This is a genomic window from Pseudomonas sp. P4795 (assembly GCF_048822895.1).
GTDB lineage: Bacteria > Pseudomonadota > Gammaproteobacteria > Pseudomonadales > Pseudomonadaceae > Aquipseudomonas.
Genome location: NZ_JBMFBT010000009.1, coordinates 1 through 10,570, shown reverse-complemented (window position 1 = coordinate 10,570; position 10,570 = coordinate 1). Strand labels below are relative to the sequence as shown.

The window sequence follows — 10,570 nt, the reverse complement described above, 5'->3', positions numbered from 1 at the left end:
ACAACATACAATTTTCAGGATGCCTTCATGCTCCAACTGATCCTCGGCGGCGCGCGCTCCGGCAAAAGTCGTCTGGCAGAAAAACTCGCCAGCGACAGCGCGTTGGCCGTGACCTATATCGCCACCAGCCAACCGCTCGACGGTGAAATGAGCGAACGCGTGGCCCATCATCGCGAGCGTCGTCCCGCCGAATGGGCGTTGATCGAAGAACCGCTGGAACTGGCCAGCGTCCTGCGCGAAAACGCCAGCGCCGAGCGGTGCCTGCTGGTCGATTGCCTGACGTTGTGGCTGACCAACCTGCTGATGCTCGACGATGCCGAGCGCCTCGCCGCCGAACGCGAAGCGCTGCTTGATTGCCTGGCGACGCTGCCGGGGGAAATCATTTTTGTCAGCAACGAGACCGGAATGGGTGTCGTGCCGCTGGGCGAATTGACTCGCCGCTATGTCGATGAAGCCGGTTGGCTGCATCAAGCTTTGGCCGAGCGTTGTCAGCGAGTGGTCCTGACCGTCGCCGGCCTGCCCCTGACTTTGAAAGGACCTGCGTTATGACCCAAACCTGGTGGCTGAACCCGTGCCAAGCGCTGGATGCCGATGCCGTTGCACAAGCGGCGGCGCGTCAGCAGCAACTGACCAAACCCGCTGGTTCGCTCGGGCGTCTGGAATCTGTGGCGGTGCAACTGGCCGGGTTGCAGGGGCAGGTCAAGCCGCGTCTGGATCAGGTGTGGATCGCGATTTTCGCGGGCGATCACGGCGTGGTCGCTGAAGGCGTGTCGGCGTTTCCGCAGGAAGTCACCGGGCAGATGCTGCTGAACTTTGTCAGCGGCGGCGCGGCGATCAGCGTGCTGGCGCGACAACTCGGCGCGCAACTTGAAGTGGTGGATCTGGGCACGGTCACGCCGTCGCTGAATCTGCCGGGCGTGCGTCATTTGAATATCGGCCCGGGCACGGCGAATTTCGCCCACGGCTCGGCCATGACTGCGGCGCAGGGTGAGCTGGCGTTGCAGGCCGGGCGTGACAGCGTGCTGCGTGCGAAAGCGGCCGGCGCGCAATTGTTTATCGGCGGCGAAATGGGCATCGGCAACACCACTGCCGCCAGTGCGCTGGCCTGCGCGTTGCTCGACTGCCCGGTGATTCACCTGACCGGCCCCGGCACCGGGCTGAATGCCGAAGGCGTCAGCCACAAGGCGCAAGTGATCGAGCGCGCACTGGCGCTGCATGCCGCGCAACGTGGCGATGCTTTGCAAACCCTGTTCAACCTCGGCGGTTTCGAAATCGCGGCGCTGGTCGGCGCTTATCTGGCGTGTGCCCAAGAAGGCGTTGCGGTGTTGGTTGACGGCTTTATCTGCACGGTCGCTGCGCTGGTGGCGGTGCGTCTGAATCCGGCCTGCCGCGAGTGGCTGCTGTTCGGTCATCGCGGTGCCGAGCCGGGTCATCGGCATGTGCTGGAAACGCTGAATGCCGAGCCATTACTGGAACTCGGTCTGCGCTTGGGCGAGGGCAGTGGTGCCGCGCTGGCGGTGCCGTTGCTGCGTCTGGCATGTGATCTGCACGGGCAGATGGCGACCTTCGCCGAAGCGGCAGTGGCGGATCGTCCGGCATGACGTTACGTCTGGATCTGCTGCGCCACGGTGAAACCGAACTCGGCGGCGGCCTGCGCGGAAGTCTTGACGACGCTTTGACCGAAAAAGGCTGGGCGCAGATGCGTGCGGCGGTGGTCGGGCAGGGGCCGTGGGATCGAGTGGTCAGCTCGCCGTTGCAGCGTTGTGCGCGATTCGCTGAGGAGCTCGGCGCGCAACTGGATCTGCCGGTGACGCTGGACAAGGATTTGCAAGAACTGCACTTCGGCGCTTGGGAGGGCCAGAGCGCGGCGGCGTTGATGGAGACCGATGCCGAGGCGCTGGGTTTGTTCTGGGCTGACCCGTATGGGTTTACGCCGCCGCAGGGTGAGCCGGTGATTGAGTTTTCCAGACGGGTTCTGGCAGCAGTCGAGCGGTTGCATGCAGCCTATGCCGGCGAACGCGTTTTGCTGATCAGTCATGGCGGCGTGATGCGTTTATTGCTGGCCCGCGCACGTGGTTTGCCGCGGGAGCAATTGCTCAATGTCGAGGTCGCTCACGCAAGTCTGTTTTCGCTGAACGTCGCGGCTGACGGCGTGCTCAAGGAAGTCTGCTGAGATGCTGCCACTGTGGATCGCCCTGCAATTTCTCAGCAGCCTGCCGGTGCGTCTGCCGGGGATGCCCGCACCTGAGGCGCTTGGTCGTTCTTTGCTGTTTTATCCGCTGGTGGGATTGCTGTTCGGGCTGATTCTGTGGGCGCTGAGCATTGCGTTGGCCGGTGCACCAATCCTGCTGCATGCGGCATTGTTGCTGACGGTGTGGGTGCTGCTCAGCGGCGCATTGCATCTCGATGGGCTGGCGGACAGCGCCGATGCCTGGCTCGGTGGGTTTGGTGATCGCGAACGCACGCTGCTGATCATGAAAGATCCGCGCAGCGGGCCGATTGCGGTGGTGACGCTGGTGTTGGTGCTGCTGCTGAAGTTTGCGGCGTTGCTGGCGGTGATCGAGCAGCAGCAAGGCATGGCTTTGATCATCGTGCCGCTGATCGGTCGCGCGGCGTTGCTCGGGTTGTTCCTGACTACGCCTTACGTGCGCGCCGGAGGATTGGGGCAGGCGCTGGCGGATCATCTGCCGCGCAAGGCGGGTTGGCGGGTGCTTGCGGTAAGTGCGTTGGGTTGCGTGTTGCTGGCTGGATTCAGCGGTCTCGTTGCGTTGCTGGTGGCGCTCGCAGGGTTTGTCTGGTTGCGGCATCTGACGGTGCGACGATTGGGCGGAACCACCGGTGATACCGCTGGCGCGCTGCTGGAATTGCTCGAGATGGCAGTCCTCGTCGGACTGGCATTATTTTGATGTGTAACTTGATTTAACAGACTCGCGGGTATATACACGCATCATGCTTCCTTCTCAGTGTTTGTGCACCAACCTGCGTCGCGCCGCTCGTGGCGTCAGCAGGCATTACGACGGCGCCCTCGACGGCTTCGGGATCAACGTTGCCCAGTATTCTTTACTGTGCAATTTGCAGCGGCTGGATCAGCCGAGCATTTCCGAGCTGGCCGAAGCCATGGGCCTGGATCGCAGCACCCTCGGGCGCAATCTGCGGGTGCTGGAAGGCGAGGGCCTGGTGGCGCTGGCCGAGGGCGAAGACATGCGTAACCGCATCGTCAAGCTCACCGAAATCGGTGCACATCGCTTGGCAGCGGCCCTGCCGGCGTGGGAAGCGGCGCAACAGCGATTGATCGATAAATTGGGCGCCGAGAAGCGTGAAACCTTGCTGAGACTGCTGGACGAACTGGCGTAACGCCGGTTTTGCCGACCTTAAGCGGGTATATACCCGTGACTGGAGAATAACAATGAGTTCAATGTGGCGTACGTGCGGTTGGGTGTTGCTCGGGAGTGCGCTGATTCTGGCGTTGTCATTGGGCGTGCGCCACGGGTTCGGTCTGTTTCTCTCGCCGATGAGCGCCGAGTTCGGCTGGGGGCGCGGTGTGTTTGCCTTCGCCATCGCCCTGCAGAATTTGATTTGGGGTCTGGCGCAGCCGTTCACCGGGGCACTCGCCGACCGTTTTGGTGCGGCAAAAGTGGTGCTGGTCGGCGGCGTGCTTTATGCGCTCGGACTGGTCTTCATGGGCTTGTCTGATTCGGCGGTGACGCTGTCGCTGAGTGCCGGGTTGTTGATCGGCCTCGGCCTGTCCGGGACTTCGTTCTCGGTGATTCTTGGTGTGGTTGGTCGCGCCGTGCCGCCAGAGAAACGCAGCATGGGCATGGGCATCGCCAGTGCCGCCGGCTCCTTCGGCCAGTTCGCCATGCTGCCCGGCACGCTCGGGCTGATCAGCTGGCTCGGCTGGTCGGCGGCATTGCTGGTGCTGGGTTTGCTAGTGGCGCTGATCGTGCCGTTGGTGAGCATGCTCAAGGACAAGCCACTGCCGGTGCTCGGCCACGAGCAAACCTTGTCTGAAGCGTTGCGTGAAGCCTGCTCGCACTCCGGTTTCTGGCTGCTGGCGTTCGGTTTTTTCGTATGCGGTTTTCAAGTGGTGTTCATTGGTGTGCATCTGCCGGCGTATCTGGTCGATCAGCACTTGCCGGCGACGGTTGGCACCACGGTGCTGGCGCTGATCGGGCTGTTCAACATCTTCGGCACCTACACCGCCGGCTGGCTCGGCGGGCGTATGTCCAAGCCGCGTCTGCTCACCGGGTTGTACTTGCTGCGGGCGGTGGTGATCGGCTTGTTCCTTTGGTTGCCGGTGACGACGATCACGGCGTATGCGTTCGGCATGGCTATGGGCTTCCTCTGGCTGTCGACCGTGCCGCTGACCAACGGCACCGTGGCGACCTTGTTTGGCGTGCGCAACCTGTCCATGCTCGGAGGCATCGTGTTTCTGTTCCATCAGCTCGGCTCGTTCCTCGGCGGCTGGCTGGGCGGGGTGGTGTATGACCGAACCGGGAGTTATGACTTGATCTGGCAAGTGGCGATTCTCTTGAGCCTGTTGGCGGCCGCGCTGAACTGGCCGGTGCGCGAGCGTCCGGTGGCGCGCCTGCAAACCCGGGCGAACGCTGCATGAATCGTTACTGGCCGCAGATCCTCGTCACTGCACTCGGTGCCGCATTGCTCGCGCTGGTGTGGTGGGGCTGGCATCAGGGTGGACTGGCGCTGATGCAACTGGGCATGAGCATTTGCTAGAAAGCCGCTTGCTAGCAGGCGGCGAGCGCGAGTAACGTCGAAGCCTGACGACTTAGAAGGATGCCCGACATGCTCAAGCGCTGGTGTGCTGTTCCTGCGTTGCTGATGGCGTTGACCGGACTGGCCCAGGCGGCGGACTGCCCGGAGGTGTTACAGGGTTCGCTGCCCAAGTTGCGCGCCAAGGAATCGATTGATCTGTGCCGACAATACGCCGACAAGCCGCTGGTGGTGATCAACACCGCCAGCTTCTGCGGTTTTGCCCCGCAGTTCGAAGGTCTGGAGGCGCTGAATCAGCGCTACAAGGCGCAAGGCCTGGAAATGCTTGGCGTCCCCTCGAATGACTTCAAGCAAGAGTCCAAGGACAGCGCAGAGACCGCCAAGGTTTGTTACGCCAACTATGGCGTAACGTTCAACATGACCGAGCCGCAGAAAGTCCGTGGTGACGACGCCACCCACATGTTTCAGGTGCTGGCCGCGCAGAGCAGCGCGCCGAAGTGGAATTTCTACAAGTACGTGATTGATCGTCAGGGCAAGGTCATTGCCAACTTCTCCAGCCTGACCAAACCGGATGATCCGGAATTCATCGCTGCCATCGAGAAAGCCATCGCCTCGAAACCGTTGAAACCCTGATCGACGCCCATTGAAAAAGCCCCGCCTCTTTAACGAGCGCGGGGCTTTTTGGTGGGCGAGGGGTCAGCCTCGCCGTACAGCATCAGAAGCGGTAAGTTGCGCCGACACCGAAGCCGTTTGCCGAGTTTTCATACTGGGAATTGTAAGTCTGGCCGCGTGCGTTCTCGTTGCGGATGTTGACCTTCTCTTCCTTCAGGTACGAATACGCGACGTCGATGGTCAGGTCTTCGGTCGGGCTCCAGCCGGCACCGAGGCTGAAAATCGTGCGGTCGCCGGTAGGAATACGCGGCGAACGGTCGACGTTGTTAGTCGGCGACTGGTCGAAGGTCAGACCGGTACGCAGAACCCATTCCTTGTTCAACTGATACGAAGTACCGATGGCGTAAGCCCAAGAGTCGTGCCAGTTCTGGTCTTCGGTGATTTCGCCGAACTGACCAGCCAGTGCAGGTTGCACGCCGGAGTTCTTGACGGTGATTTCCTTCAGCTGGCTCCAGCGGGTGAAAGTCGTACCGGCGTAAACGTTCCACTGATCGTTGATCGCCTGGGTAACCGACAGATCCACCGATTCAGGCGTGGTGATCTTCAGCGAAGCGTCGTACTTCTGGCTGGAGCTGAGTCCGGCCAAGGCCAAGGCACCGTAGTTGACCTTGGTGTTGCCTTCGAGTTTGTAGTCGACTTTCGAGTGGTAAGTCAGACCCACGCGAGTGCTGTCGGTAGCTTGTACCAGCACGCCGATGTTGTAGCCCAGAGCGGTGTCGTCACCCTTGATCTTGACTTTGCCGTCCGGCAGGGCCTGGGTGATCGACAGGTTGGATTCCAGCGCACCGTCGATGCGGTTGATGGTCGGACCGAAACCGATCGACACCTTGTCGTTGAAGGCGTAGCTGATCGTCGGCTGCATGGTGATGACTTGTACTTCGGACTTGCTGCCGAAATAGCGGCCGGCGAAGCCGTTTTCGTAATCGGTAATCAGACCAAACGGGACGTATACGCCAAAACCGAATGCCCAGTGATCATCGATCGGCTTGACGTAGTAGCCCATAGGTACGGAGGTGAAGGGCACCATATCGCCTTTGTTGCTCCCGCCATTCGGGCTGGAGCTACCGTCGCTGATATCGGTCGAAGCGTCGAGGAACGCAACACCGCCAGTCACTTGTTCGCGCTTGATGCGCGACATGCCGGCAGGGTTGCCATAAACAGTACTTGCGTCGTCGGCAGAAGAAGATCGCCCGGCGTACCCAGTCCCCATCCCGCTGATGCTGTGTTCGTTGATGGCAAAGCCAGCGGCGAAAATCTGCGTGGATGCCACGGTAACGGCAAGGCTAAGGGTGGTTTTGAGCATTACTTTTTTCATTATTAGAACTCCTGGTGATCACCGGGGCGGAAATTACCAAGATTTTCGCCTCAGCGCTATAGTCCGTATGGCTTGAGTTAGAGCGGTTTTGTAGGACAATCCGACCAAATTCGCGACCTGTTGCAGGATCTTGCGAAACTGGTGGGTCAGCAAGCGACCTGATTCATGGATGAAACACAGGTTTGCCAGGCAGAGGTGAAATCGCGCAGGCGACCTTGCGGCTGAAAAGTCTGGCGCCAGATGCGCGCCATGCCCAGCAGATCGTCGGAGTCGGGGAGGATGGGGTTCTGTTCTTCTACCAGCAGCCAGGCAATGGCAGTGGCGTAACGCAGATTGACGGTCAGTTCCAGATGCGGGCCGCTGAGAAACGCATGCTGGCTGGCGAGGCCGCGCACCAGGCTGGCGCGCTCCGGATCCAGCGCCAGGTAGTGATCCCACAGCGCCTGATGCCGGTGTTCGGCAATGCGGTACAGGCCGTGGCCACGGCGGTCATGCAGAGCAGAACCAAGGGCAGACTGACTGGCAGCGATACCCAGCAGCAGGGCTTCGGCAGTTGCGCAGTGGCGTCCCAGATAAATCAGCGTAGGACGAATCACATAACGGCACAGTTCGCTGGCAGCGATACCCATAAAACCCTCGAAATACGAAGTGGGCGGCGATGCCTGAGGTGGGGCTTGGCAGCGGTGGATCGAGTCAGGCTCGCCGGAAGCGGATTACGCCGCTTGAGTTGAAGTGTAGTGTCATATTCGCGACGTAAAGGCCTGTTTTTACAATATTTCCGGCGAGCAGTTATAACCGTTATATCGGTTGGTGCTTAGCCGGAAACCGGGAAAAGTGAAATATCAGGCAATAAAAAGCCCCGCGTTTTAAGCGAGGCTTTGCTTTTTCAGCCGTTTCGTCGTCTCAGGCAACCAGTGCCTGGCGAGTACGGTCAATGATAGCCTGCAGCGGTTCGGCGCTGGAGTACTGGTCGGGATACAGACGCTCGCTGTGGCGGGCGATCCCGTGTTCATTGACCAGGGTGAAGCTGAAGCAGCCTTTGCGAGCGGCCATGATCAGGCAGTTCATTGGAGCAAAAGCGTTGGTTAGGGTGCGAATGGCATCCTGAGTATGGATTTGAGTCGACATAGTTATTAGGTGTTCCTACAAATGACACGGATAAGAACCGTGCAGCGTTAAAACGTTCCAGTGACGTTGACCACCATTGGTCGAACGAAGAACCCGACTGGAACAAAGCAGCCAGTTTGAAGCGCTGATAAATTGGCGCGCTTGGGCTGGCAGGTAGGTACTTAGGAGGGCAGGCAACACATCAAGGGCAAAGGTTCTGGGCCCGGGGTGAAGATCCTGATCAATTTGCAGGTTGGTTCGGTCAGAGTAAATGTTCTTCGCAACACCCTTTGCATTCATTTCAAAGGTTGTGTCGGCGCAAGATTTACCTGGAAACCATCGAGGGGTCGATCCTGTTTTGTCGGTGAAGGCTTCTGTTGAGAAGGTTGACCGCGAGGAGTTGTTCGACCGGAATTGACTTTCAGCTTGGTACTAACGCCGCGGATAGTAATGGAACCCTTCGAAGAGAGCAACCCACAATATGAAAATAGATTGACTGAGTTGGCGTGCGTTGCTAGTGAATGCCCAAAAACGTGCATCCATATAACCGCGTAACAGGTACTTGTGCACATTAGTTGCGCACGCGGTAACGGCGCTGTCATATCAATCCTGACTCAGGTAGCTGCCTGCACCGAAAGTTTAAGTCAATGAAAAACATCGGTTTTTTTAACTGGTGAAAAAATCGTCAGTTTGACTGCGAGGCCCATTCCACAAGGCTTTGCGAGAGTTCAAAGTGGGTTGTCCACTGACTTATCCACAGCTTCTGTGGATTGTCCCGAGCGCTTGCTCTAGCACGGGCGTGCCGGGTTTTTTCGACTTTACCTGTGCGAAAAAAAGAGTAGAGTGGCGCGCCTTCCGATCTGCCCTACAGTGCTTTATGAAGTTTCGCTCAACGCCAGAAGCTGTTACCTCACAGACCCCGCGTGTTACCGCTCCCAAGCGATTTTCCGTTCGCGTGGCCGAATGGCTGCTGGACAGCCCGTGCCTGAGTGACAATCAGAATGCCAAGCACCTCGCCGGCCGCCTGCTCAAACAGCCTGCGCGCGAAGGTGTGGTGGTTGCGCAAAGCCGTCTCGGTCAATTGATGTGCCGTGAGTGCGGCAACGCCCGCGATCGCCGGATTGGCCAGGACCTGCTGCGCCAGGCCGCCCGCGCTGGTGACCGTCGCGCACAACAGGAACTCGGTCTGATCGCAGACTGGGCTGTCCAAGACCTGATGCCTTGGTTAACCTTCAGGCTTTATTTGATCGGCGGGAATGACGATGGCGATGGACTTGACCAGCATCCTGCTCGGTCTGGCGGGCGCGGCGCTGCCGTTACTGGCGCTTGCCTGGCAACTGCAACGCCGGGCCAGCACCAGTCAGGCTGATGTCGCGCTGCTCGAAGAGCGACTGGCCATGGCGCAAATGGCTCAGGACGGTCTCAACGCGCAGCTTGAAGCCAGTCGCGATGAAATCGCCGACCTCGCTCAGGCCAACGCCGCCAAGCAAGCTGACCTGGCCGCGGTGCGCCGCGAAGTCGAGTTGCTGCAAATCGAACGCGACGACGCCCGTGATGCATCGCACGCGTGGAATCTGGAGCGCGCCAACAAAGAAGCCGAGCTGCGCCGTCTCGACGCCCAGGCCGCTTCGCTGAACGCCGAGTTGCGCGAGCAGCAGGAAAGCCACCAGCAACGCCTCGACGACCTGCAAGGCTCGCGTGATGAACTGCGCGCACAGTTCGCAGAACTGGCCGGCAAGATCTTCGATGAGCGCGAACAGCGGTTCGCCGAAACCAGCCAGAAGAGCCTCGGCCAGTTGCTCGATCCGCTCAAAGAACGCATCCAGTCCTTCGAGAAACGCGTCGAAGAAAGTTATCAGGCAGAAGCTCGCGAGCGTTTCTCGCTGGCCAAGGAGCTTGAGCGTCTGCAACAGCTCAACCTGCGCCTGAGCGACGAAGCCACCAACCTGACCCGCGCCCTCAAAGGCCAGAAAACCCAAGGCAATTGGGGCGAGCTGATTCTCGAGCGCGTACTCGAACATGCTGGCCTGGAGAAGGGGCGCGAGTATCAGACTCAGGTCAATCTCAAAGGTCCGGACGGCGAGCGCTTTCAGCCGGACGTGATTATCTATCTGCCGGGCGACAAGCAAGTGGTGGTCGACTCCAAAGTCAGTCTCACCGCGTATCAGCAATACGTCGCAGCGGACGACGACGCCATCGGCCAGATCGCCATCAAGCAGCACGTCGTGTCGCTGCGCAATCACGTCAAAGGCCTGGCCGGCAAGGATTACAAACGTCTCGACGGCTTGCACAGTCTCGATTTCGTCTTGCTGTTCGTACCAATCGAAGCGGCGTTTTCTGCCGCGTTGCAGGCTGAGCCAACGCTGTTTCAGGAAGCCTTTGATCGCAACATCGTGATCGTCAGCCCGACCACGTTGCTCGCAACCTTGCGCGTGATCGACAGCCTGTGGAAACAGGAACGCCAGAGCCAGAACGCCCGCGAAATTGCCGAGCGCGCCGGTTGGCTGTACGACAAGTTCGTACTGTTTATCCAGGATCTGGACGAGGTCGGCAATCGCTTGCAGCAGCTCGATAAGGCCTACAGTTCGGCGCGTAACAAGCTCACCGAAGGGCGCGGCAATCTGGTCAGTCGCAGCGAACAGCTGAAATTGTTGGGTGCGCGGGCGAGTAAAAGTCTGCCGGCCGATCTGCTGGAGCGGGCGATGACTGATGTTGATGGGTTGGTCGAATTACCCGAATAAGATC

Annotated in this window: 12 protein-coding genes and 1 pseudogene; 10 read left to right on the top strand and 3 right to left on the bottom strand. The window is 59.7% G+C overall.

The window, feature by feature from the left end; genetic code table 11:
- Positions 1 to 27: 27 nt before the first annotated feature.
- The 8 genes from cobU to ACOI8A_RS22815 all read left to right on the top strand — a co-directional run bounded on the left by cobU (position 28) and on the right by ACOI8A_RS22815 (position 5,364).
- On the top strand, positions 28 to 549 hold the full coding sequence (gene cobU, locus ACOI8A_RS22850) for a bifunctional adenosylcobinamide kinase/adenosylcobinamide-phosphate guanylyltransferase (RefSeq protein WP_420648068.1): 522 nt from the start codon (positions 28 to 30) through the stop codon (positions 547 to 549).
- The gene (gene cobT, locus ACOI8A_RS22845) at positions 546 to 1,601 is read left to right on the top strand and encodes a nicotinate-nucleotide--dimethylbenzimidazole phosphoribosyltransferase (RefSeq protein ID WP_420648069.1); all 1,056 of its coding nucleotides are present in this window, start codon (positions 546 to 548) and stop codon (positions 1,599 to 1,601) included. Before cobU ends, cobT begins: the two co-directional genes overlap by 4 nt.
- On the top strand, positions 1,598 to 2,173 hold the full coding sequence (gene cobC, locus ACOI8A_RS22840; RefSeq protein ID WP_420648070.1) for an alpha-ribazole phosphatase family protein: 576 nt from the start codon (positions 1,598 to 1,600) through the stop codon (positions 2,171 to 2,173). Before cobT ends, cobC begins: the two co-directional genes overlap by 4 nt.
- Position 2,174: 1 nt before the next feature.
- On the top strand, positions 2,175 to 2,906 hold the full coding sequence (locus ACOI8A_RS22835) for an adenosylcobinamide-GDP ribazoletransferase (RefSeq protein ID WP_420648071.1): 732 nt from the start codon (positions 2,175 to 2,177) through the stop codon (positions 2,904 to 2,906).
- A gap of 43 nt (positions 2,907 to 2,949) precedes the next feature.
- Positions 2,950 to 3,354 carry a MarR family winged helix-turn-helix transcriptional regulator gene (locus tag ACOI8A_RS22830; protein WP_420648072.1) on the top strand — a complete coding sequence of 135 codons (405 nt, stop codon included), beginning with the start codon at positions 2,950 to 2,952 and terminating at the stop codon, positions 3,352 to 3,354.
- 52 nt (positions 3,355 to 3,406) lie between these two features.
- Entirely contained in the window at positions 3,407 to 4,615 is a 1,209-nt protein-coding gene (locus ACOI8A_RS22825; protein WP_420648073.1) for an MFS transporter, read from the top strand.
- Complete coding sequence (locus ACOI8A_RS22820; protein WP_420648074.1) at positions 4,612 to 4,734, top strand: hypothetical protein; 123 nt, start codon at positions 4,612 to 4,614, stop codon at positions 4,732 to 4,734. The genes ACOI8A_RS22825 and ACOI8A_RS22820 overlap by 4 nt, the downstream gene beginning before the upstream one ends.
- Positions 4,735 to 4,803: 69 nt before the next feature.
- Positions 4,804 to 5,364, top strand: a complete 561-nt coding sequence (locus ACOI8A_RS22815) for a glutathione peroxidase (protein ID WP_420648075.1) — start codon at positions 4,804 to 4,806, stop codon at positions 5,362 to 5,364.
- An 82-nt stretch (positions 5,365 to 5,446) separates the two neighbouring features.
- Here ACOI8A_RS22815 and ACOI8A_RS22810 read toward each other — a convergent pair whose 3' ends face one another.
- From ACOI8A_RS22810 to ACOI8A_RS22800, 3 genes are all read right to left on the bottom strand, one after another.
- Complete coding sequence (locus ACOI8A_RS22810; RefSeq protein ID WP_420648076.1) at positions 5,447 to 6,718, bottom strand: OmpP1/FadL family transporter; 1,272 nt, start codon at positions 6,716 to 6,718, stop codon at positions 5,447 to 5,449.
- A 146-nt stretch (positions 6,719 to 6,864) separates the two neighbouring features.
- Positions 6,865 to 7,347 carry a hypothetical protein gene (locus ACOI8A_RS22805; protein ID WP_420651430.1) on the bottom strand — a complete coding sequence of 161 codons (483 nt, stop codon included), beginning with the start codon at positions 7,345 to 7,347 and terminating at the stop codon, positions 6,865 to 6,867.
- Between the two features lie 274 nt (positions 7,348 to 7,621).
- Positions 7,622 to 7,846 carry a hypothetical protein gene (locus tag ACOI8A_RS22800; RefSeq protein ID WP_420648078.1) on the bottom strand — a complete coding sequence of 75 codons (225 nt, stop codon included), beginning with the start codon at positions 7,844 to 7,846 and terminating at the stop codon, positions 7,622 to 7,624.
- 856 nt (positions 7,847 to 8,702) lie between these two features.
- Here ACOI8A_RS22800 and ACOI8A_RS22795 point away from each other — a divergent pair.
- Positions 8,703 to 9,023: pseudogene (locus tag ACOI8A_RS22795) on the top strand (sel1 repeat family protein); the annotation flags it as partial.
- Between the two features lie 178 nt (positions 9,024 to 9,201).
- The gene (gene rmuC, locus ACOI8A_RS22790; RefSeq protein ID WP_420648098.1) at positions 9,202 to 10,566 is read left to right on the top strand and encodes a DNA recombination protein RmuC; all 1,365 of its coding nucleotides are present in this window, start codon (positions 9,202 to 9,204) and stop codon (positions 10,564 to 10,566) included.
- The last annotated feature ends 4 nt before the right edge of the window (positions 10,567 to 10,570 follow it).